21 protein-coding genes are annotated in these 24,393 nt (G+C 69.4%); 8 read left to right on the forward strand and 13 right to left on the reverse strand.

Going from position 1 to position 24,393, the window contains the following annotated elements:
* Positions 1–141 precede the first annotated feature (141 nt).
* From DYE23_RS30930 to rpmF, 6 genes are all read right to left on the reverse strand, one after another.
* Positions 142–300, reverse strand: a complete 159-nt coding sequence (locus DYE23_RS30930; protein WP_172527830.1) for a hypothetical protein — start codon at positions 298–300, stop codon at positions 142–144.
* 162 nt (positions 301–462) lie between these two features.
* A complete protein-coding gene (locus DYE23_RS22460) occupies positions 463–1,008 on the reverse strand; it encodes a MogA/MoaB family molybdenum cofactor biosynthesis protein (RefSeq protein WP_178061085.1) in 546 nt (181 codons plus the stop codon).
* Positions 1,009–1,037: 29 nt separating this feature from the next.
* Positions 1,038–2,426 carry a S1C family serine protease gene (locus DYE23_RS22465; RefSeq protein WP_115328207.1) on the reverse strand — a complete coding sequence of 463 codons (1,389 nt, stop codon included), beginning with the start codon at positions 2,424–2,426 and terminating at the stop codon, positions 1,038–1,040.
* 207 nt (positions 2,427–2,633) lie between these two features.
* A complete protein-coding gene (locus tag DYE23_RS22470) occupies positions 2,634–4,079 on the reverse strand; it encodes a HAMP domain-containing sensor histidine kinase (RefSeq protein ID WP_115328208.1) in 1,446 nt (481 codons plus the stop codon).
* The gene (locus DYE23_RS22475) at positions 4,079–4,768 is read right to left on the reverse strand and encodes a response regulator transcription factor (protein WP_115328209.1); all 690 of its coding nucleotides are present in this window, start codon (positions 4,766–4,768) and stop codon (positions 4,079–4,081) included. Before DYE23_RS22475 ends, DYE23_RS22470 begins: the two co-directional genes overlap by 1 nt.
* Positions 4,769–4,840: 72 nt before the next feature.
* Positions 4,841–5,014, reverse strand: a complete 174-nt coding sequence (gene rpmF, locus DYE23_RS22480; protein ID WP_115328210.1) for a 50S ribosomal protein L32 — start codon at positions 5,012–5,014, stop codon at positions 4,841–4,843.
* A 236-nt stretch (positions 5,015–5,250) separates the two neighbouring features.
* Between rpmF and DYE23_RS22485 the strand changes: the two genes are divergently transcribed.
* From DYE23_RS22485 to DYE23_RS22515, 7 genes are all read left to right on the forward strand, one after another.
* Positions 5,251–6,987: an acyclic terpene utilization AtuA family protein gene (locus DYE23_RS22485; protein WP_115329076.1), complete on the forward strand. Its 1,737-nt coding sequence runs from the start codon at positions 5,251–5,253 to the stop codon at positions 6,985–6,987.
* Positions 6,984–8,144, forward strand: a complete 1,161-nt coding sequence (locus DYE23_RS22490; protein WP_115328211.1) for an acyl-CoA dehydrogenase family protein — start codon at positions 6,984–6,986, stop codon at positions 8,142–8,144. Before DYE23_RS22485 ends, DYE23_RS22490 begins: the two co-directional genes overlap by 4 nt.
* A complete protein-coding gene (locus DYE23_RS22495; RefSeq protein WP_115328212.1) occupies positions 8,141–9,769 on the forward strand; it encodes an acyl-CoA carboxylase subunit beta in 1,629 nt (542 codons plus the stop codon). The genes DYE23_RS22490 and DYE23_RS22495 overlap by 4 nt, the downstream gene beginning before the upstream one ends.
* A gap of 15 nt (positions 9,770–9,784) precedes the next feature.
* The gene (locus DYE23_RS22500) at positions 9,785–11,773 is read left to right on the forward strand and encodes an acetyl/propionyl/methylcrotonyl-CoA carboxylase subunit alpha (protein ID WP_115328213.1); all 1,989 of its coding nucleotides are present in this window, start codon (positions 9,785–9,787) and stop codon (positions 11,771–11,773) included.
* A complete protein-coding gene (locus DYE23_RS22505) occupies positions 11,770–12,930 on the forward strand; it encodes an acyl-CoA dehydrogenase family protein (protein ID WP_115328214.1) in 1,161 nt (386 codons plus the stop codon). Before DYE23_RS22500 ends, DYE23_RS22505 begins: the two co-directional genes overlap by 4 nt.
* Positions 12,930–13,703: an enoyl-CoA hydratase family protein gene (locus tag DYE23_RS22510; protein ID WP_115328215.1), complete on the forward strand. Its 774-nt coding sequence runs from the start codon at positions 12,930–12,932 to the stop codon at positions 13,701–13,703. The genes DYE23_RS22505 and DYE23_RS22510 overlap by 1 nt, the downstream gene beginning before the upstream one ends.
* Positions 13,704–13,793: 90 nt before the next feature.
* Positions 13,794–14,375: a DUF1707 SHOCT-like domain-containing protein gene (locus DYE23_RS22515; RefSeq protein ID WP_115329077.1), complete on the forward strand. Its 582-nt coding sequence runs from the start codon at positions 13,794–13,796 to the stop codon at positions 14,373–14,375.
* A gap of 23 nt (positions 14,376–14,398) precedes the next feature.
* Here DYE23_RS22515 and DYE23_RS22520 read toward each other — a convergent pair whose 3' ends face one another.
* The 7 genes from DYE23_RS22520 to DYE23_RS22550 form a co-directional block, all read right to left on the reverse strand.
* Positions 14,399–16,375: a VWA domain-containing protein gene (locus tag DYE23_RS22520; RefSeq protein WP_115328216.1), complete on the reverse strand. Its 1,977-nt coding sequence runs from the start codon at positions 16,373–16,375 to the stop codon at positions 14,399–14,401.
* A gap of 2 nt (positions 16,376–16,377) precedes the next feature.
* The gene (locus DYE23_RS22525) at positions 16,378–17,769 is read right to left on the reverse strand and encodes a sigma 54-interacting transcriptional regulator (protein WP_115328217.1); all 1,392 of its coding nucleotides are present in this window, start codon (positions 17,767–17,769) and stop codon (positions 16,378–16,380) included.
* A 135-nt stretch (positions 17,770–17,904) separates the two neighbouring features.
* Complete coding sequence (locus DYE23_RS22530; protein ID WP_011892767.1) at positions 17,905–18,573, reverse strand: hypothetical protein; 669 nt, start codon at positions 18,571–18,573, stop codon at positions 17,905–17,907.
* A 12-nt stretch (positions 18,574–18,585) separates the two neighbouring features.
* Positions 18,586–20,181, reverse strand: coding sequence for a bifunctional phosphoribosylaminoimidazolecarboxamide formyltransferase/IMP cyclohydrolase (purH, locus tag DYE23_RS22535; protein WP_115328218.1), 1,596 nt, complete (start codon positions 20,179–20,181; stop codon positions 18,586–18,588).
* Positions 20,178–20,834, reverse strand: a complete 657-nt coding sequence (purN, locus tag DYE23_RS22540) for a phosphoribosylglycinamide formyltransferase (protein WP_011892765.1) — start codon at positions 20,832–20,834, stop codon at positions 20,178–20,180. Before purN ends, purH begins: the two co-directional genes overlap by 4 nt.
* A gap of 9 nt (positions 20,835–20,843) precedes the next feature.
* On the reverse strand, positions 20,844–22,280 hold the full coding sequence (locus DYE23_RS22545) for a cell division protein PerM (protein ID WP_115329078.1): 1,437 nt from the start codon (positions 22,278–22,280) through the stop codon (positions 20,844–20,846).
* 77 nt (positions 22,281–22,357) lie between these two features.
* Positions 22,358–23,245 (reverse strand): DUF5336 domain-containing protein, encoded by an 888-nt coding sequence (locus tag DYE23_RS22550; protein ID WP_115328219.1) that lies wholly within the window; start codon positions 23,243–23,245, stop codon positions 22,358–22,360.
* A 275-nt stretch (positions 23,246–23,520) separates the two neighbouring features.
* On the opposite strand from DYE23_RS22550, the gene DYE23_RS22555 reads away from it, so the two are divergent.
* Entirely contained in the window at positions 23,521–24,369 is an 849-nt protein-coding gene (locus tag DYE23_RS22555) for an LLM class F420-dependent oxidoreductase (protein WP_115328220.1), read from the forward strand.
* The last annotated feature ends 24 nt before the right edge of the window (positions 24,370–24,393 follow it).

Consider the following 24,393-nt stretch of genomic DNA (forward strand, 5'->3'; position numbering starts at 1 on the left):
CGGGTGTCCCGGACCCCTTCCGCGCGGCGACGGGGAGTGGTTTTCAAGCGCCGCAGTTCGTGACCCCGCATCGACGTATTCGTCAACGGGCGTCAATGCGTTACGCGTGGGGTTTCATGAGGGCCGTACCGAATGCACAGGTCATTCGTGGTGAGGCGGGATGTTGTCGCGGAGCCATCGATCGTGGGTATCCCGGTCGTCGGGGACCTCGGGGTCCCGCTCGGGATCGGAGATCTCGGGGAACGCCTTCCTCATCAGTCTGTTAACTGAATCCCGCGCGTCCTCCGAAGGCCGGTTCACAGTCGATTCTCCTTGTGATCAAGATCACTAACTGACGGGGGCGTTTGTTCACCTGTACTTAACATTGCAGGCCAGAGGTGGTCCCCACAAAGCAGAATCCGCCCGAGGCGGCGGTGGCCACCCTGAGCGGATCCTGGACGAAGCCCTGACAGTGCAACTCGGTTAGATCTCCAAACTGGATAGCTGCGCGATGATCTGCGCCGCCAGCGGTCCGAGGGTCGCCATCCCGTCGCGCACCGCCGCGCGCGACCCGGCGAGGTTCACCACCAGAGTGCTGCCGGAGATGCCTGCCAGCCCGCGGGAGACGCCGGCGTCGATGATCCCGGCGGAGAGCCCCGAGGATCTGAGCGCCTCGGAGATCCCCAGCAGCTCGCGGTCGAGGAGGTCGACGGTCGACTCGGGTGTGACGTCGCGCGGCGCCACGCCGGTGCCGCCGACCGACACCACCAGGTCCACACCGCCGATCACGGCGGTGTTGAGCGCGTTGCGGATCTCGACCTCGTCGGACGAGACCACCACGACGCCGTCGACGACGAACCCGGCCTCGCCGAGCAGTTCGGTGACCAGGGGCCCGGTGTGGTCCTCTTCGTCTCCGTGAGCCGTCCGGTCGTCCACGATGACGACCAGCGCGCGACCGACCAGGGTATGAGGCTGCTCCATGAGCTCAACCGTATATCTCGGCCCCGACACCGGTGCAGCCACACGCAGGTCGGGCCGGTCCTCTCCGACGACGGCCCTCACTGCTTGGCCTTGCCGAGCGTGACGTCCACGGTGCGCGGCTTGCCCGACGCGTCCTGATACGTCAGCGTCACCTTGTCTCCGGGGGCCTTGGAGCGCACGGCGGCCACCAAGGCGTCCGCGCTGCTGATGACCCGGTCGTCGAGTTTGGTCACGATCACGCCGCTCGGGAGTCCCGCGGCCGAGGCCGCTCCTCCGGCGGTGACCTCGACGATCTTGGCGCCGTCGACGCCCGCTTCGTTGCCGACCTGCACGCCGAGGGACGCGCGGGACGCCGAACCCGTCTGGATGATCTCGTCGGCGATCCGCTTGGCCTGGTCGACCGGGATCGCGAAGCCCAGGCCGATCGATCCGCCCTGGGGGCCTCCGGCGTCGGCGCCCATGGTCGCGATCGCCGAGTTGATGCCGACCAGTTCACCGTTCATGTTGACCAGTGCGCCGCCGGAGTTGCCGGGGTTGATGGCCGCGTCGGTCTGGATCGCGTCGAGCACCGTGTTCTGGTTCCTGGCGTCGCCGCTGGCGGCCACCGGACGGTTGAGGGCGCTGATGATGCCGGTCGTCACGGTGCCCTCCAGGCCGAGGGGAGAGCCGATCGCGACGACGTCCTGTCCGACCCGCAGATCGGCCGACGAACCCACGGCGATGGGCGTCAGGTCCGACACGTTCTTGGCGCGCACGACCGCGATGTCGCTACCGGGATCGGCGCCGATCACCTCGAAGGTGGACGACTTGCCGTCGGCGAACGTCACCTTGGTCTGTGCGGCGCCCGGAGGCGCACCCGGCGCCCCGTTCTCGGCGGCCGCGGCGACCACGTGGTTGTTGGTCAGGATCAGTCCGTCCGACGACAGGATGACGCCGGACCCCTCCTCGGTGGACCGCCCCTGGTTCACCTCGAGCTTCACGACGCTGGGAACCACCTTCGCCGCGACCGCTTCGACCGAGCCGCCGGGGACACTGGCCGCGGGCATGCTCGGAGCGGCCCCGGACGCGCTGATGCCGCCGAGGCTGTGGTCGGGGTGGGCCAGCATCGCGACGCCTCCACCGATGCCTCCGGACACCAGCGCCAGTGCGATCGCGCCGGCTGCCAGAGCCGGTCCGCGGGACCGCTTGCGCGGCTGCGGTTGCGGCAGCGGCGGCATCCCCTGCGGCGGGAACTGGCCGGGTCCGCCGGGCATGGGCGCGCCGCGGTACGGGTCGTACGGCCCGTTATGAGGGCCGCGGAAGGCCTGCCGCTGCTGCTCGGTCGCGTAGCGCCAGTCCCAACTGCCGGTGCCCTGCTCATAGGATCCCGACCCCGTGGGCCCGGCGGAGCCTTGGGGCACCTGCCCGGTGTAGCCGGACTGACGACCCGGTTGCGGAGTCGGCGAGTACCTCGGGTGGTTGGTCATATCGCTGCAGTGCTCTCCCTCGAAATGGTCCTGTCGCTGTGAACAACGACCGTTGCCAGCTCAGCGTGCCCAAACGTACTGAGAAAGGCCTTAGAGTTCGATTGCCTTTCCGACAACATTCGGGCTCTGCCCCGGTTGTGCCCGTCTCAATCATCTTCTCCGGTGACCGTGGTCACCCGCGGGCACCGGCGGAGGCGTGTCGAGGGCCTATTCGCCGCGGGGGACGTTGGTCGAGGGACGGCCGGGCAGCACCACGTGCATCGACGTGCCCGGTGGATCGCCTCCCGGCACCGTCTCCTCGACGCGCAGCGTGCCGCCGTGCTTGAGCACGACCTGTTTGACGATCGCCAGGCCGAGCCCCGAACCCGGCATCGCGCGCGCCGTGGTCGACCGGAAGAAGCGCTCGAAGACGAGTTCCCGTTCGGCGGGCGGGATGCCCGGGCCGTAGTCCGACACGACCAACTCGGCAGCAGACGCGTCGATCGGCTGCAACCGCACCACGACGCCCGCGCCCGGCGGGCTCCACTTCGCCGCGTTGTCGAGCAGATTGAGTACCGCGCGCCCGAGTCCCGCGGCGTCGCCGTAGACCTGCCACGGCGTGATCTCGACGTGGAACTCGATGTCGTTGCGCCGCCTGCGGACGCGCTCGAGGGACCGCTCTATCACCTCGGACATCTCGACGGTGTCGTGGACGGCGTTGCCCGCCTCGTCCCGGGTCAGGTCAACCAGGTCGCCGACCAGCGTCGACAGTTCCTCGATCTGCCCGATCACATCGTTGCGCAGATCCTCCATGTCCTGTTCCGGGATCCGCGGCGCACCGGGTTTCATCGAACTCATCAGCAGTTCGACGTTGGTGCGCAGCGACGTCAGCGGTGTGCGCAGTTCGTGGCCGGCGTCGGCCACCAGCCGCGACTGGCGGTCGCGCGACTCGGTCAGCGCGCGCAGCATCATGTTGAAGGTCTCGGTGAGCCGGGCGAGTTCGTCGTTGCCGACGACCGGTATCGGGTGCAGGTCGTCGGTGCGGGCGACCCGCTCGGCCGCCTGGGTCAGCCGCGCGACGGGCCGCAGTCCGGCACGGGCGACCATGCCGCCGGCGATGGCGGCCACCGCGACGCCGATGCCACCGACGATGAGTAGAACCGTGCCCAGGCGTTTGAGCACCTGCCCGGTCGGCGCGAGACTCTTGGACAGCAGCAGGGAGTTGCCGCTGGCGAGGTGGACCGCGAGCACCCGCTGGTGCTCGACGGTGCGCAGCGACATCCACAGCGTGCCGTCCATGACGTCCTGCTCGGGACGGCCGACGGGCAGGGTCTGACCCTGCTGCTTGGCGGTGTATTTGCTGCGTCCGGGGATGTAGAACATCGCGTTCATGTCCGAGTACGCCGTGCCCTCGATGGCTTTCCCCGGGTCTGCGTCGAGGGATCCGCTCTCGATGAGCATCTGCGCGCGGGTGCGCAGCTGATCGTCGATGTCGTCGTAGAGCGCACGCGACACCACCGCATACCCCGCGACTCCCATGAGCACGACCGGGATCACCGCCATGGACATCGCCAGCAGCATCACCCGCCATCGCAGGGAGATCGAACTGGCCGGAGCAGGAGGTGGGCCGGGAGCCTGGGGGGGCCACGGGGCGGCGTTGGGGTCCCCGACCATCAGGGCGGCGTCTCGCGCAGGACGTAGCCCACACCGCGCACCGTATGGATCAAGCGCGGTTCGCCTTCGGCCTCGGTCTTGCGGCGCAGATACCCGACATAGACCTCGAGCGCGTTACCTGAGGTCGGGAAGTCGAAGCCCCACACCTCCTCGAGGATGCGGCTGCGGGTGAGCACGCGGCGGGGGTTGGTGATCAGCATCTCCAGCAGCGAGAACTCGGTACGGGTGAGGCTGATCGAGCGGCTGCCGCGGGTCACTTCCCGGGTCACCGGATCCAGCGTCAGATCGCTGAACGTCATCGCCGCGGACTCCCCGTCCCCGTCGACCGGGGAGGTGCGGCGCAGCAGCGCGCGCATCCGGGCCAGCAACTCTTCCAGGGCGAAAGGCTTCGGCAGGTAGTCGTCGGCGCCGGCGTCGAGGCCGGCGACGCGCTCGGACACCGAGTCGCGAGCGGTCAGAACGAGAATGGGGAGGTCGTCGCCGGTGCTCCGCAGCTGCCGGCAGACCTCCAGACCGTCCAGCCTCGGCATCATCACGTCGAGCACCACCGCGTCGGGGCGGTCGGCCGCTATCAGGTCGAGCGCTTCGCGACCGTCCTGGGCGAGCTCGACCGAATATCCGTTGAAGGAGAGTGACCGTCGGAGGGATTCGCGCACCGCGCGATCGTCGTCAACGACAAGTATTCGCACTGGCACAGTTTCGACCCAGTGTCTGAGAGAGACCTGAGAGGCGCGCCGCGAAGCTTAGGGTTTGCCTGAGAGTCAGCGGCGGTCGAGGTCGACCAGGCCGAGACGGGCGGCCTTGAGCAGACGACGCGGTACCTTGCGGGGCTGACCGGCGACGGTCACGTTCACCAGGCCGGTGGCCTCTGCTTTCCACTGCGCGCGCCGGCTACGGGTGTTCGCACGCGACATCCTGCGCTTCGGCACAGCCATGATCGAGCTCCATCTGTTCGGGGTGAGTCCGCCTGCGAGCCTGGACACAGGCCGGGCGCCGGCAATTGCCGTTCAGGATAACCGGTGGGCTCGGTGCGCTCCAAACTCCGCCGCGGAGCCACCCCGCCCCCGCACACTGGGGACACGCCGAAACCTTGACGCGATACCGCCGGTACCCATTAACCTACCGGTTGGTTGGTCCTGCTTTCGACGCGACGGTGCGGCAAGGAGTGCTCGTGACGCCTACGGGTGATCCTCTACCGGTCCCCTCCCCCGTGCGGATCGCCAATTGCTCAGGGTTCTACGGCGACCGTCTCTCCGCGATGCGCGAGATGCTGACCGGCGGCGAACTGGACTACCTGACCGGCGACTACCTCGCCGAGCTGACGATGCTGATCCTCGGCCGCGACCGGATGAAGGATCCCGACCGCGGGTACGCCAGGACGTTCCTGCGCCAGCTCGAGGAATGCGTCGGCCTGGCCGCCGATCGCGGCGTCCGCATCGTCACCAATGCAGGCGGGCTGAACCCCGCCGGGCTGGCCCGGGCTGTGCGCAGCCTGACCGAGAAGCTGGGTGTCACCGTCAGCGTCGCCCATGTCGAGGGCGACGATCTGCTGCCCCGCGCGGGCGACCTCGGCCTGGGTGAGCCGCTGACCGCCAACGCCTACCTCGGCGCGTGGGGAATCGTGGAGTGCCTCACCTCAGGCGCCGACATCGTGGTCACCGGCCGGGTCACCGACGCCTCGGTGGTCGTCGGGCCTGCCGCCGCCCATTTCGGTTGGCGCCGAACCGACTTCGACCGCATCGCCGGCGCGGTGGCCGCAGGTCACGTCATCGAGTGCGGCACGCAGGCCACCGGCGGGAACTACGCGTTCTTCGCCCGCGACTTCCCCGATCCGACGGCCCTGACCCGTCCCGGCTTCCCGATCGCCGAGATCCACGCCGACGGCACGTCCGTGATCACCAAACACGCGGGCACAGGCGGAGCGGTCACGACCGGCACCGTCACCGCCCAACTGCTGTACGAGATCACCGGGGCCCGATACGCCAACCCTGACGCGACCCTGCGCGTCGACAGCATCGAACTGTCCGCGGACGGCGGAGACCGGGTCCGGATCGACGGGGTCCGGGGCGAGCCGCCGCCGCCGACCGCCAAGGTCGGCCTCAACAGCCTCGGCGGCTTCCGCAACGAGATGACCTTCGTGCTCACCGGCCTCGACATCGAGGCCAAAGCCGACCTGGTGCGCCACCAGCTGGAGAGCGCTCTGACGGTCCGGCCAACCGAGATGGACTGGACGCTGGCCCGCACCGACCGGCCCGACGCCGACTCCGAGCAGACGGCCAGCGCGCTGCTGCGGTGCGTCGTGCGCGACCCGGACCCGAACACGGTCGGCAGGCAGTTCTCGTCGGCGGCCGTCGAGCTGGCGTTGGCGAGCTATCCGGGCTTCACCACGACGTCCCCGCCCGGCGACGGCCAGGTCTACGGAGTGTTCACCGCCGCCCACATCCCTACCGCCGAGGTCCCGCACACCGCGGTGCGTCCCGACGGGACGCGCGTCGACATCGAGGCGGCGCCGCGGACCCAGGTGCCGGCCGACGTGCCCGCGCCCGCACTGCCCGACGCGCCGGCTGCCGGGCCCACCCGCAGGGTCCCGTTGGGCACGATCGCCGGGGCCCGCAGCGGCGACAAGGGCGGCAGCGCCAACATCGGAGTCTGGGTGAGCTCCGCCGAGCAGTGGCCGTGGCTGGTTCACACCCTGACCGTCGACACGCTGCGCGAACTGCTGCCGGAAGTGGCCGACCTGCCCGTCACCCGTCACGTCCTGCCCAACCTGAGGGCGGTGAACTTCGTCATCGACGGCATCCTCGGCAAGGGGGTGGCCTATCAGGCGCGGTTCGACCCGCAGGCCAAAGGCCTGGGCGAATGGCTGCGAAGCCGGCACATCGACATCCCCGAGGAGCTGCTCCCATGAGCATCTGGACCACACCCGAACGTGACGACCTGCGCAAGACGGTCCGCACCTTCGCCGAACGCGAGGTGCTGCCGAACGCCGCCGCGTGGGAGCGCGCCGGCGAGATCCCGCGCGACCTGCACCGCGCCGCTGCCGCCGCGGGGCTGCTCGGCGCCGGCTTCCCCGAGTCGGTGGGCGGTGACGGCGGGGACGGTGCCGATGCCGTCGTCATCTGCGAGGAGATGCACCAGTCCGGTTGCCCCGGTGGGGTCTTCGCGTCGCTGTTCACGTCCGGGATCGCGGTGCCACATATGATCGCCTCCGGCGACGAACGCTTGATCGACACCTACGTGCGGCCGACCCTGCGGGGCGAGAAGATCGGATCGCTGGCGATCACCGAGCCCGGCGGCGGATCCGACGTCGGCCATCTGACCACCCGCGCGGTGCGGGACGGGGACTGCTTCATCGTCAACGGCGCCAAGACCTACATCACCTCCGGCGTGCGCGCCGACTTCGTCGTGACCGCGGTGCGCACGGGCGGCCCCGGCGCGGCCGGTATCTCGTTGCTCGTCGTGGACAAAGACGGACCGGGATGCTCGCCTGGATTGCAGGTCAGCCGCAAGCTCGACAAGATGGGCTGGCGCTCCTCGGACACCGCCGAGCTGTCCTATACCGATGTCCGGGTTCCCGCCGCGAATGTGGTCGGCGCCGAGAACACCGGCTTCCTGCAGATCGCGGCAGCCTTCGTCTCCGAGCGCGTAGGCCTTGCCGCCCAGGCCTATTCGAGTGCACAACGCTGTCTGGACCTGACCGTCGAGTGGTGCCGCAACCGCGAGACGTTCGGCAGACCGTTGATCGCACGCCAGACGGTGCAGAGCACCCTCGCCGAGATGGCCCGCAGGATCGACGTCGCCCGCGTCTACACCCGGCACGTGGTGGAGCGTCAGTTGGCGGGCGACACGGATCTCATCACCGAGGTCTGCTTCGCCAAGAACACCGCGGTGGAGGCCGGCGAGTGGGTGGCGCACCAGGCCGTGCAGTTGTTCGGCGGCATGGGATACATGGCGGAGTCCGAGGTCGAACGCCAGTACCGGGACATGCGCATCCTCGGCATCGGCGGCGGCACGACCGAGATTCTGACCTCGCTGGCCGCCAAGACGTTGGGATATCAGGCATGACGACAGCGAGCAACGCAGCGGATCGCGCATCTGCGCTACGAACCTCCGCGATAGACACCCGCTCGGCCGCCTACACCGAGGCGGCTGACGAGATGGCCGTCAAGATCGCCGAACTGGAGGCCGAACACGCGAAAGCCCTTGCCGGAGGCGGTGAGAAGTACGTCGCGCGGCACCATGCGCGCGGCAAGATGACCGCGCGGGAACGTATCGAGGCCCTCCTCGACCCGGACTCGCCGTTCCTGGAGCTGAGCCCGCTGGCCGCCTGGGGCACCGATTTCACCGTCGGCGCCAGCGTGGTCACCGGCATCGGGGTGGTCAGCGACGTCGAATGCGTGGTCGTCGCCAACGACCCGACCGTCAAGGGCGGCACGAGCAACCCCTGGACCTTGCGGAAGATCCTGCGCGCCAACCAGATCGCCCTGGAGAACCGGCTGCCGGTGATCTCGCTCGTGGAATCGGGTGGCGCGGACCTGCCGACGCAGAAGGAGATCTTCATCCCGGGCGGGCGGATGTTCCGCGACCTGACCCGCCTCTCGGCCGCAGGCATCCCGACCATCGCTCTGGTGTTCGGCAACTCGACCGCCGGTGGTGCCTACATCCCGGGCATGTCCGACCACGTCGTGATGATCAAGGAACGCTCCAAGGTGTTCCTCGCCGGACCCCCGCTGGTCAAGATGGCCACCGGCGAGGAGTCCGACGACGAAGCGCTCGGCGGCGCCGAGATGCACGCCCGCACTTCGGGTCTCGGGGATTATCTGGCCGCCGACGAACTCGATGCGCTCCGCATCGGCCGTCGTGTCGTCGCACGGCTGAACTGGCGCAAGCGGGGTCCCGCGCCGGGACCGTTCACCGCACCGCTGTTCGACGAGAACGAGTTGATCGGCATCGTGCCACCCGATCTGCGCATCCCGTTCGATCCGCGCGAGGTCATCGCCCGGATCGTCGACGGATCCGAGTTCGACGAGTTCAAGCCGCTCTACGGCGGCTCGCTGGTGACCGGTTGGGCGACGCTGCACGGGTATCCGCTGGGCATCCTGGCCAACGCCCGCGGGGTGCTGTTCAGCGAGGAGTCGCAGAAGGCCACCCAGTTCATCCAGTTGGCCAACCGCTCCGACACGCCGTTGTTGTTCCTGCACAACACCACCGGCTACATGGTCGGCAAGGCCTACGAGGAAGGCGGCATGATCAAGCACGGCTCGATGATGATCAACGCCGTCTCCAACTCCACCGTCCCGCACCTGTCGCTGCTCATCGGCGCGTCCTACGGCGCCGGACACTACGGCATGTGCGGACGCGCCTACGACCCGCGGTTCCTGTTCGCCTGGCCCAGCGCGAAGTCGGCGGTCATGGGCGGTACGCAGCTCGCGGGTGTGCTGTCGATCGTGAACCGGGCCGCCACCGAGGCGCGCGGCGGCCAGGTCGACGAAGACGCCGATGCCGCGCTGCGGGCCGCGGTCGAGGCACAGATCGAGGCGGAGTCGCTGCCGATGTTCCTGTCCGGACGGCTCTACGACGACGGTGTCATCGATCCGCGGGACACCCGCACCGTGCTGGGGATGTGTCTGTCGGCCATCGCCAGCGGTCCGATCGAGGGGACGTCGAACTTCGGCGTCTTCCGGATGTGAGAGAAAAGTACAGCGATGATCTCTAGAGTCCTGGTCGCCAACCGCGGCGAGATCGCCCGCAGGGTGTTCGCGACATGCCGTCGGCTCGGCATCGGCACCGTCGCCGTCTACACCGATCCCGACTCCGACGCGCCGCACGTCGGGGACGCGGACGCGCGGGTACGTCTGGACGGCACCCGCGCCTATCTCGACGCCGGGCAACTCGTCGCCGCCGCACTGGCCTCCGGGGCGGACGCGATACATCCCGGCTACGGGTTCCTCTCGGAGAACCCGGATTTCGCCGCGGCCGTGGAGGGAGCGGAGCTGACGTGGATCGGTCCGCCGATCTCGGCGGTCGCCGCGATGGGGTCCAAGATCGAGGCCAAGAAGATGATGGCGGCCGCAGGGGTCCCGGTGCTCGACGAACTCGATCCCGACGCGGTGACGACTGCGATGCTGCCGGTCCTGATCAAGGCGTCCGCCGGCGGCGGCGGGCGGGGGATGCGGATCGTTCGGGAGCTCGGCGAGCTGTCCGCCCAGGTGGCGGCCGCGCGGCGGGAAGCCCAGTCCGCCTTCGGCGACCCGACGGTGTTCTGCGAGCGCTACCTCGACGCGGGCCACCACGTCGAGGTCCAGGTGATGGCCGACGCGCACGGCACGGTGTGGGCGGTCGGCGAACGCGAGTGCTCGATCCAGCGTCGGCACCAGAAGATCATCGAGGAGGCCCCCTCGCCGCTGGTCGAGCGCACACCGGGGATGCGCGAGAAGCTGTTCGACGCGGCCCGGTTGGCCGCGGAGGCGATCGGTTACACCGGTGCGGGCACGGTCGAGTTCATGGCCTCCGGTCAGGGCGAGCCGGGCGGCAACTTCTACTTCCTGGAGATGAACACCCGCCTGCAGGTGGAGCACCCGGTCACCGAGCTGACCGCAGGGCTCGATCTCGTCGAGCTCCAGATCGCCGTCGCCGACGGTGCCACACTCGATCCCACGCCGCCGTCGTCCCGGGGCGCGGCGATCGAGGCGCGTCTGTACGCCGAGGATCCGGCCAGGAACTGGCAACCCCAGGCCGGTACCGTCGCGCACTTCGACGTCCCCACGGCGGGTACCGAGTTCGGGCTGCTCGAGCGCGCAGGGGTGCGGCTGGACTCGGGGGTCACAAGCGGGTCGGCCATCTCGGTGTTCTACGACCCGATGATCGCCAAGGTCATCTCCTATGCGTCCACGCGCCGCCAGGCGGCGGCGCTGCTCGCCGACGCCCTCACGCGCACCCGGTTGCACGGGGTGCGGACCAACCGCGACCTGCTCGTCAACGTGCTCCGGCACCCGGCGTTCCGCGACGGCGCCACCGACACAGCCTTTTTCGAGACCCACGGCCTGTCGGCGCTCGCCGCTCCGGTCGCCGGCGAACGGACCGTCGCGCTCGCGGCCATCGCCGCCGCGCTGGCCGACGCCGCGCACAACCGCGCCACCGCGCGGGTCCTCGACGCGGTACCCAGCGGGTGGCGCAACCTCCCATCGGCGTTCCAGGTCAAGGCATTCCGGGACGCCACCGGCGAGACGCAGGAGGTCCGGTACCGCTTCACCCGGGCCGGGCTCACGCTCGACGGACATGACGACGTCGAACTGGTCTCGGCGACATCGCACCACGTCGTACTGAGCGTGGCCGGAGTGGACCGCCCCTTCGACGTCCACCGCTACGGCGCCGACGTCCACGTCGACTCCCCCGGCGGTTCGGTGCATCTCGTCGCGCTCTCGCGGTTCCCCGATCCCGACGCCGCACCCGCCCACGGTTCGCTGCTGGCCCCGATGCCGGGTTCGGTGCTGCGCGTCGCCGCAGCACAGGGGGACACGGTCACCGCAGGTCAGCCGCTGCTCTGGCTGGAGGCGATGAAGATGGAGCACACCATCACCGCACCGGCCGATGGCGTGCTCGTCGCACTGAATGTGGTTGCAGGACAACAGGTGGAAGTAGGCGCCGTGCTGGCGCGGGTCGAAACCGGAGATTCAGGAGAGGAAAGCCGATGAGCGGCTTCATCGAAACCGAGGAACAACAGGCGCTGCGCAGTGCGGTCGCCGCCATGGTCGCCGGATACGGGCAGGACTACTACCTGGAGAAGTCCCGGGCCGGCGCGCACACCGACGAACTCTGGTCGGAGGCAGGCAAGTTGGGCTTCATCGGGGTGAACCTGCCCGAGGAGTACGGCGGCGGCGGCGCGGGCATGTACGAGCTGAGCCTGGTGATGGAGGAGATGGCCGCCGGCGGCGCGTCTCTGCTGATGATGGTGGTCTCCCCCGCGATCAACGGCACCATCATCGCCAAGTTCGGCACCGAGGAGCAGAAGAAACGCTGGCTGCCCGGTATCGCCGACGGCACCCTGACGATGGCGTTCGCGATCACCGAACCCGATGCGGGCTCGAACTCGCACAGGATCACCACGACGGCCCGCCGCGACGGCAGCGACTGGATCCTGTCCGGACAGAAGGTCTACATCTCCGGGGTCGATCAGGCGCAGGCGGTGCTTGTCGTGGGCCGGACCGAAGATCACAAGACGGGGAACCTGAAGCCGGCGTTGTTCGTCGTCCCGACCGACACACCGGGCCTGACGTACACCAAGATCCCGATGGAGATCGTGAGCCCGGAGTTCCAGTTCCAGGTCTTCCTCGACGAGGTCCGGCTGCCCGCCGACGCGCTCGTCGGATCCGAGGACGCCGCCATCGCCCAGCTGTTCGCGGGGCTGAATCCGGAGCGGATCATGGGGGCGGCCAGTGCAGTCGGGATGGGCCGCTTCGCGCTTGCCAAGGCCGTCGAGTACGTCAAGGGCAGGCAGGTGTGGAAGACACCCATCGGCGCGCATCAGGGTCTCTCACACCCGTTGGCGCAGAACCACATCGAGGTCGAGCTCGCCAAACTCATGATGCAGAAGGCCGCGGCGCTGTATGACGCCGGCGCCGACGAGGCGGCCGCCGAAGCCGCCAACATGGCCAAGTACGCCGCCGGTGAGGCGTCCGTGCGCGCTGTGGATCAGGCGGTGCAGTCACTCGGCGGCAACGGCCTGACCAAGGAGTACGGCGTCGCGGCCATGCTGACGGCATCGCGGCTGGCCCGGATCGCGCCGGTCAGCCGGGAGATGATCCTGAACTTCGTGGCGCAGACGTCGCTGGGCCTCCCCCGGTCCTACTGATGAGCACCCTGGTCCGCTATGACCGTGACGGCGCAGTCGCGCGGTTGACCCTGGACTCGCCGCACAACCGCAACGCGCTGTCGACCGCGCTGGTGGCACAACTGCACGACGGACTGACCCGGGCCTCGACAGAGACCGGTGTGCGGGCCGTGGTGCTCACCCATGCCGGCGGAACATTCTGCGCGGGAGCCGATCTGAGCGAGAGTCCGGTCTCCGGCGGCGATCCGGCGGAGGCGGCTCTCGGCCGGGCCCGCGAGATGACGACCCTGCTGCGGCGGATCCTGGAGGTCCCTCTGCCGGTGATCGCCGCGATCGACGGCCATGTCCGCGCCGGCGGACTCGGCCTCGTCGGCGCGTGCGACATCGTCGTCGCCGGCCGAGCGAGCACGTTCGCGTTGACCGAGGCGCGCATCGGCGTAGCGCCGTCGATCATCTCGTTGACGGTGCTTCCGAAGATGTCCCCGCGCGCGGCGGGCAGGTACTTCGTCACGGGCGAGAAGTTCGGCGCCGAGGAGGCCGCGGCCGCCGGATTGGTCACCCTGGCGGCGGACGACGTCGCCGCGGCGGTCTCGGAACTGACGTCGGCGATCGCGAAGGGTTCCCCGCAGGGGCTGGCCGCGTCCAAGGCGCTCACCACCGCTGCGGTGATCGACGACTTCGATCGTCGCGCAGAGAAATTGACGCGCGAGTCGGCCGAGTTGTTCGTCTCCGACGAGGCGCGCGAGGGGATGCTGGCGTTCCTACAGAAGCGGGCCCCGAGCTGGGCGGGCTGACAGGCTTACAGTTTGGTCAAGCCTCTTGCATGTCCCGAGGTTCGCCGTAGGCTCGTGGGCGATGTGCGCAGCGACGAGCAGAGGGTCACGATGAGCACGCCCGCCTCCCGTAGCGGGTCGATGCGCGCTGCCGACACCGACCGCATCCAGGTGGCCCAGCTTCTGACGGACGCCGCGGCGTCGGGCAAGCTTGGCCTCACCGAGTACGAAAACCGTTTGAACAGGGCATACGCTGCGCAGACCTACGACGAGCTGGATCGGCTGTCGGCGGATCTGCCCGGGGCGGTGACCCGTGGCCGCAGCGGCCCGTGCCGTCCGGCGCCGTCGAGCATGCTCCTCGCGATCCTCAGCGGATACGAGCGGCGCGGACGCTGGAACGTCCCCCGCAAGCTGACGACCTTCGCGCTGTGGGGCGGCGGAGTGGTCGATCTGCGCTACGCCGACTTCACCTCGCCCGAGGTCGACATCCGCGCGTACTCGGTCATGGGCGGCCAGACGATCCTGTTGCCGCCCGAGGTCAACGTGGACCTCCACGGCGTCGCCGTGATGGGCAGCTTCGACCAGAGCGTCGACGGCGAGGGCTCCCCCGGCGCACCACTGGTCCGCATCACGGGGTTCTCCGTGTGGGGCAGCGTCTCGGTCAAGCGCAAACGGCGCAAGCCCGCGGCCTGATCGGCGTCCCGTTCGCCGCGGCGCTAGCGTCGCCGCTTCGCGCTCAGGTAGTCGCCGACGACGGCCGCGCCCAGACCGTCGAGGTCGGGGACCACCACGCGCCCACCGACGCGGCGGGCGACCTGGTCGATGAACCGGGCCAATCCCGGATCGCTGCCGAGCCGGAAGATCGTCACCTGTGCCCCGAGCCGGGCCACCTCGTCGAATCCCCGCACGGTGTGCGCGATGGTGCGCGGGTGGGGCGGGTAGTCAAAGAAAACGGCAGAACTTCCGTCACCGTCGAAGTCCTCGAGGTGCGCGGTCGGTTCACCGTCGGTGACCACCAGGATCACCGGTTGCGCGTTCGGATGCCTGCGCAGGTGCCGGGTGGCCAGCGCCAGTGCGTGGTGCAGGTTGGTGCCCTGCTCGTAGACCCCTTCCAACCCGGTCAGCTCCGCGGCGGTCACGGTGCGGGCGTACCGGCCGAACGCGACGATCTGCAGCGCATCTGACCGGAAGCGGGTGCTGACCAGATGATTGAGAGCCAGCGCGGTGCGCTTCATCGGCAACCACCGGTTCTCCATCACCATCGAGAACGAGGTGTCCACCAGCAACGCGACGGCGGCCTGGGTCCGGGTCTCGGTTTCGGAAATCTCCACGTCGTCGACCGTGATCCGAAGCGGAGTACCGGGCCCGTCTGTCGCGATGCCCGCCTGGCGCAGGACGGCGTTGGTGAGCGTCCGTGTCACGTTCCACGGCTCGGTGTCACCGAACTGCCACGGGCGGGTCGCTCCGGTGAGTTCACCCGCGGCACCCGCCCGGCGGGTGTCCCGCTCGCCGTGACGGCCCGAAAGCTGTTGTGCCACATCGCGCAGGGCGGCCTGACCGAGCTGACGCATGGCCTTCGGAGACAGCCGCCACTGCCCATCTGAGCCGCGGTCGAGGAAGCCCTGGTTCATCAGGGCGCGCTCGAGCTCCGACAGCGTGCGCGCGTCGACCGCGGCCTCGTCACCGAGTTGGCGCGCCAGCATGTCGAGGTCCACGTCGTCCATCGACGCCCCCGAGTAGCTCTGCGACAACTGCTCGGCGAGCTGCTCGAGCTCGGCGATGTCGGCCAGTGCCTGTGCACCCTCACCCATCCCCAGCGGGTCGTCGCCGGAGAACCGCTGCGAACCCGACCAGTCCTCGCCGGGGCGGGCGGCCTGCAGGTGCGAGTCGAGACGATTCAGCGCGTTCATCAGCGACGGCGACCCGAAAGCCTGCTGCGCCAACGAATCCAGCTCTGCCCGCTGCTGCTCGGTGAGGCTGTTGCGGAACCGTTGCGCCGCGGCGGCGCGCTGGGCGAGCGAGTCGAGCAGCTCGTCGATGTTGCGCGGGTTCTCCGGGAAGTACTGGCCGTGCTTGGCCATGAAATCCTGGAAGTCCTGTTGCGAGTCCTCGCCCTTCTCGTGCTTGTCGAGCAGCTCGTTGAGGTCGTCGAGCATCTCGTTGACGCGTTGGCGGTCCTCGTCGGTGGCGTTCTCCAACGCCTCCTTCATGCCGGCGAACCGTTGATCGAGCATCTCCCGACCGAGCAGATCCTTGATCTGGTCGTATTTCTCGCGGGCCTCCGGGGAGCGCCAGTCGTATTCGGAGAGCTCCTGCACGGCCTTGGCCGGCGACGGCGACAGGGACTGCAGTTGCAGCTCCCCGAAGCGGGCGTCGTCGTCGAGGGCACGCGCCAGTTCCTTGCGTTCGGCCAGCACCGCCTCGTCGAGCAGTTTCTTGATGTCGGCCAGGGTTCCGTCGAGGTTGTTGCGCTGCAACAGTTCCCGTCGGCGCCGGTTCGCCTCGGCGGCGAGTTTGTCGGCTCCCGGCATGTTCTTGGTGCCACGACGCAGCAGCTCCGACAGCGCGCGCCGAGGCGACGTGCCCTCCATGACGTCCTGCCCGATCGCCTCCAGGGCGTCGCGCAGGTCGACGGGAGGTGCCAACGGGTCGGGCCCCCCGGTGTACCGCGAGTACCGCGATGTCCTACTCATGGTCAGCCGTAGACCGTCTCGCCCTGGTCGGACACCTTGTCGATCCGCTTGGCCAGATAGAGCGCTTCGAGTGCCAGCTCGATCGCCGCGGCCCGCTGCCCGTCGGTCTGGGCGCCGAGGCGCTGCTGGATCTCGGCGACGGCCGACACCTCGGGCAGCGCGGCCAACACGTCGCGGGCCGAGACCCGGTCGCCGGTGGTGACAGGCGATCCGCCTTCGACGGCGGTGACGATCGGGCCGACGTCGATCCCGCCGAGCAGCCGCTGCGCCGTCTCGGCCGTGGCGCGGCGCAGCAGATGCTCCAGGATCGCCTGCTCGCGACCTTCCTCACCGGACTCGAACTCCAGCTTGCCCCGCAGCACGTCGATGATCGACGCCAGGTCGACCACGCGGGCCACCGGCTCCTGCTCGTTGAGGACCGCCGCGCGGTGCCGGGCCGAGGCGGCGACGGTCTCGGCGGCCGCGATCGCGAAGCGGGCGGAGACGCCGGACCGCTGGTCGACCGAACTCGATTCGCGCAGCGCGCGGGCGAACCGGGCCAGAATCTGCAGCAGATAGTCCGGCACCTCGGCCGCCATGTGCGCCTCCTGCACGATGACGCCGACCTCGGCGTCGAGCTCCAGCGGGTAGTGCGTGCGGATCTCGGCGCCGAACCGGTCCTTGAGCGGGGTGATGATGCGCCCCCGGTTCGTGTAGTCCTCGGGATTGGCGCTGGCGACGACGAGCACGTCGAGCGGCAGCCGCAACGTGTAGCCGCGTACCTGGATGTCGCGTTCCTCCATCACGTTGAGCATCGCCACCTGGATGCGTTCGGCCAGGTCCGGCAGCTCGTTGACCGCGACGATGCCGCGGTGTGCGCGCGGGATGAGCCCGTAGGCGATGGTCTCGGGGTCACCGAGGCTGCGGCCCTCGGCCACCTTGATCGGGTCGATGTCGCCGACGAGGTCGGCCACACTCGTGTCGGGGGTGGCCAGCTTCTCGGTGTAGCGCTCGCTGCGGTGCCGCCACGCGATCGGGAGGTCGTCACCGGAGTCCGCGGCCCGGCGGATCGATTCCGGCGTGATCGGGCTGTACGGGTGTTCTCCGAGCTCGGCGCCCGCGATCACCGGCGTCCATTCGTCGAGCATCCCGGTCAGCCCGCGCAGCAGGCGGGTCTTGCCCTGCCCGCGCTCGCCGAGCAGCACGATGTCGTGCCCGGCGATCAGGGCCCTCTCCAGCTGCGGCAGGACGGTGTCCTCGAAGCCCAGGATGCCGGGCCACACCTCGTCGACGGGAGCGCCCGACGCGAGCGCCGCCAGCAGATTCTCCCGGATCTCGGCCTTGACGGTGCGTTCGCGGTGTCCGGACGCGCGCAGTTCGCCGACGGTGCGGGGGAGGTCGTTAGGTGAAGTCACCTCTCCACGCTACGACTGTCACCGGCATCGGGCAGCCGCTCCCTGCTCACAGCGTAATAAATCCGTCCTCAGGACACCGCCGGGCCGCGGGTGGGCAGCGGCCCGACCAGCTCCTCGCCGGTCTGCCGTGACCGGTCAGCGGGTCCCCGGCGGCAGCATCTGGAAGCCGTCGAGGATCGCGGCCTTGTCGCGCTGGTAGACCGGATCGTCCTCATCCGCGCTCTGCACCGTGACCGCGACGCCGAAGGTCCTGCCCTCGGTGTACATCACCGCGCTGAGCAGATCCGCACGACGTGGACTCGAGGTGCCCAGCAGCGGCGCCATGTAGTGACCGCGCACGGCGGGGAGTCCGCACAACGTCGTATCTTCCAGCGTCAACTCCTTGACGCCCAGATCCGAGACCTGTTTGCGTTGCTCGTCGAAGAAATCCCGTGCCGAGATCTCGCCGCGGTGCGATTCCAGGGTGACCACCGCCGTCGGCGCCACGCCGCGCACCGCCAGATCGTCGGCGCGCATCACGAAGCGGATCATCTGGGAGTCCAGCACCGTGATCCGGTTCCAGCCCTCGGGCTGCGGGATCCGCAGCACCGGATCGGTCTGCGCCGACACACCGCGTGGGGTGGGCACGTCGACGAGTTCGCCCTCGACCCAGGTGCATTCGTCGACCGACGCCGCCGTGCCGAACACCTGCCCGGGCCGCGCCGCCACACCGCGCGCATCCTGCACCACGTGCGTGCAGGACGGCACCAGCGCCATGGTCACGGCCGCCACCGCCGCAACGGCACCTCGGGACCACCTCGTCATCACGGCAACCCTCTAGTGTGCGAAATGTCGTGCGCCGGTGAGATACAACGTGATCCCCGCCGCTTCGGCGGCCGCCGTCACCTCGTCGTCGCGGACAGACCCACCGGGGTGCACGACGGCCTTGACGCCGGCATCGATGAGCGTCTGCAGACCGTCCGGGAACGGGAAGAACGCGTCGGAGGCGCCGACCGCGTCCCGGGTCCGCTCCCCGGCGCGTTCCACGGCCAGTCGCGCCGCGTCGACCCGGTTGACCTGTCCCATACCGACGCCGACCGTCGCGCCGTCCTTGGCGAGCACGATCGCGTTGGACTTGACCGCGCGGCAGGTTCGCCAGGCGAACACCAGGTCAGCGAGGGTATCCGGATCGGCGGGAGCGCCGGTCGCCAGTGTCCAGTTGTTGGGGTCGTCGCCTGACGCGTCGAGCGCGTCGCGCTGCTGGAGCAACAACCCGCCGCTGATCTGCCGGAACTCGGTACCCCCGGGCTGCGGCTCTGAAGCGACGAGCACCCGAATGTTCTTCTTGCCCTTCAGCACATCGACGGCACCGGGTTCGTAGGCGGGCGCGATGATCACCTCGGTGAAGATGCCCGCCACGGTCTCGGCCATCTCGACGGTGACCTCGGTGTTGGCCGCGATCACACCGCCGAACGCCGAGAGCGGATCACACTCGTGGGCCTTGCGATGAGCGTCGGCGACCGAGACCGACGAGATCGCGATGCCACACGGGTTGGCGTGCTTGATGATCGCGACGCAGATGGCCTCCTGGTCGAACGCGGCGCGCCACGCGGCGTCGGCGTCGGTGTAGTTGTTGTAGGACATCTCCTTGCCGTGCAGCTGCTCGGCCTGCGCAAGGCCCGGCCATCCACCCTCGTCGCCGTAGAGCGCCGCCTTCTGGTGGGGGTTCTCGCCGTAGCGCAGCACCGCCGAACGGCGGAAGGTCGAGCCCAGCCACGGCGGCAGCTGCGCGACATCATCCGCGGCGCCTTCAGGGGCGTCGTCTTCAGGGGCCAGCACCGACCCCATCCACGAGGCGACCGCGACGTCGTACTCGGCGGTGTGCCGGAAAGCCAACGCCGCCAATTTCTTCCGCTCCGTGTAGGTGAATCCACCCGCCCGGACCGCGGCGAGGACCCCGTCGTAGCCCAGTGGATCGACGACGACGGCGACGCTGGGGTGGTTCTTGGCCGCGGCACGGACCATCGACGGGCCACCGATGTCGATCTGCTCCACGCACTCGTCGACACCTGCGCCGGAATTCACCGTCTGGGTGAACGGATAGAGGTTGACCACGACGAGCTCGAACGCCGCGACACCGAGCTGTTCGAGTGCGGTGACGTGCTCAGCCTTGCGCTGATCGGCGAGCAGGCCCGCGTGCACGTGCGGGTGCAACGTCTTCACCCGGCCGTCGAGGACCTCGGGGAATCCGGTGACGTCCTCGACCGGGGTGACGGGAATGCCCGCTGAAGCAATGGTTTTCGCCGTAGAGCCGGTGGAGACGATGTCGACGCCTGCGGCGTGCAGGCCCTGGGCCAGCGCCTCCAGACCCGACTTGTCGTAGACGCTGATCAGGGCACGCCGGATCGGCCGCCGAAAGTCGTTGTCGCTCATCCCAGTGTTGCCTTTCGTCCTGTCCACGTCACGCCTCGGGAGGCCACCGCGGCCACCACGTCAACGAGAAGTCGTCGTTCGATCACCTTGATGCGCTCGTGCAGCGCCGATTCGTCGTCGTCGTCGTACACAGCGACGGCCTGCTGGGCGACGATGGGGCCGGTGTCGGTGCCTGCGTCCACCAGATGCACGGTGCACCCGGTCACGCGAACGCCGTAGGCCAGCGCGTCGCGTACCGCGTGGGCTCCGGGGAACGCCGGGAGCAGTGCCGGGTGGGAATTGAGCACGCGGCCCGGAAACCGCGAAAGGAAGCCGGCGCCAAGAATTTTCATGAACCCGGCCGCCACCACGATGTCGGGGGCGTGCGCCGCGGTCGCCTCGGTGATCGCAGCGTCCCACGCGGTGCGGTCGGGGTGGTCGGTCAGCGCGACGGTGAATGTCGGCACGTCGGCCTTCGCGGCGATGTCCAGCGCGGCGCACGGACGGTCCGTCCCCACCGCGACCACCCGCGCGGGGAAGTCGCCGACCGCGGAGCTCAGCAGCGACGCCAGCAGCGACCCGGCGCCGGACGCCAGCACCACGACACGCGCCGGCGCACTCGGCGGAACACGGAGGTGGAACTGCTGCTCACCTCCGCCGGCCTCGGACTGCACGCTGAAAGCCTAGTGGTCGCGCGGCGGGCCGCCGTTGCGACCCATGTCGTCGTCGACGACGAAGTGTTCCTCCGGATCGAGATCGTCCACCGGCGGGGTGTCGGCGACGGCGTCGTGCGGGACGGGTTCGGGGTCCCGGTCCGTCGGAGGCGGCTCGGCGGCGAACTCCTCGGTGGGAGGTTCGGGGGTCTCGTCCCCGGAAGCGGTGTCCTCGAGTTCGGCCTGATCGTCGGGATCGGCCTGATCGTCGGGTTCGGCCGCATCGGGATCGGCCGCATCGGGATCGGCGTCCCTCACCGGTTCGGGCTTGGGCTTGCGCACGCGCGGGGTGACTCCGCCGGACATCACGACCGTCAAGCCGCCGATCCCGGCGAACCACAGGAACACCGCCGGTGCGAAGGTCGACTGGTCGACCCCGACCTGGCCGAAGTTGCCGAGCGCTCCCCCACCGGCGAATCCCAGCAGCGCCATCGTCGCCGCCGCCACCGCCGCGGCGACGACCACCTTGGCCAGCGCCGTCACCAGGGGCAGCGGCCGTCGCGCGCACTGCTGACCGAGCGCGACCGCGGACACCGCCGCGATGATCATCAGCGCCACCCACACCGGCCCCAGCGGCGGCGTCGGCACCGCGGCGAGCACGGGCAGTGCCGGGATGTCTCCGCCGAACACGGTGAACGAGCTGAACGTGGCGAGTCCGATGTGCGCGCTCGAGCCGACCGCCACCGCCGCCGCGCCGATCACGATGTTGGGCAGGTAGAGCACCGAGAGGACGGTGAGGCTGAACTGCCCGAACATCGACTCGGTGATGGAGTACAGGTCGTGCATCGTCGACCAGTGCACGATCAGCGAGCCGGCGACCGCGGCACCCGACAGTCCCATCAGCGCGATCACGCCGGCGGCGGCGCCGCGTAGCGCGTCGGGAATCCACGCCGGAAGCCGCGACAAGGCCAGCAGGCGCGGACCCAGTCGCGATCCGACACCGAGGACCGCGCCGATCAGGTGCACCACGAACACCCCGCCGAACGCGCGCGTGGCGTCCGGGGTCTGCAGCTCCGTCAGCACCGACGCGGCGTCGTGGATGACGGCCAGACAGATCGCGGTGAACAGGATCGGCCCGCCCAGCGCAGACGCGACGACCCACCGGGTCACGAACCAGGACGTGCTGGTGGTGGCCGCCGCGGTGGTCCGGGCGGTGCCGTAGATCATCAGCAGCACCGGCAGCAGGGGCATGACACCGAGAGCGGTGCCGGCGATCGACACCGGAACCTGGTGCACCCCCAGCCAGATGCTGGCGATGGCGCCGAGCGCACCTGTCATGTCGCTGTTGGCGATCAACAGCTGCAGCAGGACGATCGCTGCGATGATCACCAGCGCGACGATCGACGGCCCGAACGCCACTCGCAGCAGGTCACGCGCCTGGCGTGTACCGACCGGTCGGGTGCTCACGGGTTGGACCGCTCCTCGCAGACGCTCGGGCGCGCGACGTTCGCGCATGCGCGGCTCAGACTACGACGCGGTCGGCACTACGGCGAGGACTGACCCGACTGCGAAGACTGACCCGACTGCGAGGACTGGCCCGACTGCGGGGGTGACTGCTGTTGCGTCGGCACCTGCGTGGTGGGTGTGTTGTTCGCGGGCGGCTGGCCGTAGGTCGGGAATCCGGTCGGCGGGGTGGGCGGACCCGACTGCGCCGCGGGGAAGCCGCCGGTCGTCTGACCGGAGCCCGAGTATCCGCCGTAGGGAGTCGGGTAGCCGGGGCGCTGCTGCGGTCCCTGCTGTTGGAGTCCCTGCTGCTGGGGTCCGCCGTGCTGGCCGTGCTGCTGGCCGTGCTGCTGACCGTAGTAGCCGGCGGAGTACTGGCCGTACTGCTGCTGGTGCTGGTCGTACTTCGGCCGCGGCACGGGCGGCGTGATGATGCCCGAGTCGAAGAGCAGACACACAACCGCCACCGCAGCCTGCAACAGTGTGAACGCGATGACGAGGTAGACGCCCCAGCCGACGGTGGTGCCTTCGAAACCGTCGAACAGCGTCGCGAGGGCGATCAGGAAACCGAGCAGCGAGAGCACGGCCACCAGCGCGGGACGAGGGGTCTGTCGGGGAAGCAGGCCGACGCCCGCGATGAGGCCTGCCAGAACCGCGGCCACCAGGGCCAGGTCGAGACGCACCGGTGACAGGGACACGTCGATCTGCGCGTCGTCGAGCGAGAGCTTCGGCCCGAAGCTCGCGAGGTAGGTCAGCAGGCCGAGCAGCGCTGTCGCGCCGGCCAGGTACGTGGGGAGCTTGTGCGCGCCGGCCTGGGACTGCTCATTGTCGGGCGGCAGCGTGCTGAACTGCTGGGTGGGGGCGCTGAACTGGTTCGTCGGCTGCTGCGCGGGCGGAAATCCGCCGGGCGCGCCTTGTGGGTACGTCATGACCTCTCCTGTGCTGTGCGGGCATCGGAACCGACGGTGACGCCATAGGTGACGACGCTGTCGACGAGCGACGGCGATGGATCCGCCTGAGCGATTCGATCAACCAACGCTAGCGCACGGCCCGGTGGACCTGTCCACACCGTTCGATGGCGCAGCGGCGTCTCCGACGATCCCCGGAGCCGCCGTCACTACGCCTGTTCACCGAGGGTTCCTCGGCGGTGCAAGGGTGGCACCCCCCTTGCGGCCGCGGATTGGAACACGTTCTAATTCTCGGTATGAACCATGGGTTGGTGCTGTTCACCTCCGATCGCGGGATCACGCCCGCGGCTGCCGCCACGCTGGCCGACCAGCACGGCTTCGAGACGTTCTATGTCCCCGAGCACACGCACATCCCGATCAAGAGGCAGGCGGCCCACCCGACCACCGGTGACGAGTCCCTGCCCGACGACCGCTACATGCGCACGCTGGACCCGTGGGTGTCCCTCGGTACCGCCGCGGCTGTCACGTCGCGGGTGCGACTGTCCACCGCGGTCGCGCTGCCGGTCGAACACGACTGCATCACCCTGGCCAAGTCGATCGCCACCCTCGACCACCTGTCCGGCGGCCGGGTGTCTCTCGGCGTCGGCTTCGGTTGGAACACCGACGAACTGGCCGACCACAACGTCCCCCCGGGCCGCCGACGGACCATGCTGCGCGAGTACCTCGAAGCCATGCGCGCGCTGTGGACACAGGAGGAGGCGGAGTACGACGGTGAGTTCGTGAAGTTCGGCCCCTCCTGGGCCTGGCCCAAGCCGGTCCAGTCGCACATCCCCGTCCTGGTCGGCGCCGCGGGCACCGAGAAGAACTTCAAGTGGATCGCGAAGTCGGCCGACGGCTGGATCACCACGCCCCGCGACTTCACCATCGACGAGCCGGTCAAGCTGCTCCAGGACACGTGGGCGGCCGCGGGCCGCGACGGCGCCCCCCAGATCGTGGCGCTGGACTTCAAGCCCGATCCCGACAAGCTGGCGCACTGGCGCGAACTCGGCGTCACCGAAGTGCTGTTCGGCCTGCCGGACAAGTCCGAATCAGAGGTTGCGGCCTACGTCGAGCGGCTCGCCGGGAAGCTCGCCCAGCTGGTCTGAGCGGCACCCGGAGAGGCGGCGTCC

Origin of the sequence: Mycolicibacterium gilvum (assembly GCF_900454025.1) — a bacterium.
GTDB lineage: Bacteria > Actinomycetota > Actinomycetes > Mycobacteriales > Mycobacteriaceae > Mycobacterium > Mycobacterium gilvum.

Coding starts and splice junctions, on each gene's coding strand:
- DYE23_RS22520 (WP_115328216.1), bottom strand. CDS start 16,375: ATGAGTAGGACATCGCGGTACTCGCGGTACACCGGGGGGCCCGACCCG.
- DYE23_RS22505 (WP_115328214.1), top strand. CDS start 11,770: ATGAGCGGCTTCATCGAAACCGAGGAACAACAGGCGCTGCGCAGTGCG.
- rpmF (WP_115328210.1), bottom strand. CDS start 5,014: ATGGCTGTGCCGAAGCGCAGGATGTCGCGTGCGAACACCCGTAGCCGG.
- DYE23_RS22470 (WP_115328208.1), bottom strand. CDS start 4,079: ATGGTCGGGGACCCCAACGCCGCCCCGTGGCCCCCCCAGGCTCCCGGC.
- DYE23_RS22510 (WP_115328215.1), top strand. CDS start 12,930: ATGAGCACCCTGGTCCGCTATGACCGTGACGGCGCAGTCGCGCGGTTG.
- DYE23_RS22530 (WP_011892767.1), bottom strand. CDS start 18,573: ATGACGAGGTGGTCCCGAGGTGCCGTTGCGGCGGTGGCGGCCGTGACC.
- DYE23_RS22490 (WP_115328211.1), top strand. CDS start 6,984: ATGAGCATCTGGACCACACCCGAACGTGACGACCTGCGCAAGACGGTC.
- DYE23_RS22465 (WP_115328207.1), bottom strand. CDS start 2,426: ATGACCAACCACCCGAGGTACTCGCCGACTCCGCAACCGGGTCGTCAG.
- DYE23_RS22495 (WP_115328212.1), top strand. CDS start 8,141: ATGACGACAGCGAGCAACGCAGCGGATCGCGCATCTGCGCTACGAACC.
- DYE23_RS22500 (WP_115328213.1), top strand. CDS start 9,785: ATGATCTCTAGAGTCCTGGTCGCCAACCGCGGCGAGATCGCCCGCAGG.
- DYE23_RS22555 (WP_115328220.1), top strand. CDS start 23,521: ATGAACCATGGGTTGGTGCTGTTCACCTCCGATCGCGGGATCACGCCC.
- purH (WP_115328218.1), bottom strand. CDS start 20,181: ATGAGCGACAACGACTTTCGGCGGCCGATCCGGCGTGCCCTGATCAGC.
- DYE23_RS22515 (WP_115329077.1), top strand. CDS start 13,794: ATGAGCACGCCCGCCTCCCGTAGCGGGTCGATGCGCGCTGCCGACACC.
- DYE23_RS22550 (WP_115328219.1), bottom strand. CDS start 23,245: ATGACGTACCCACAAGGCGCGCCCGGCGGATTTCCGCCCGCGCAGCAG.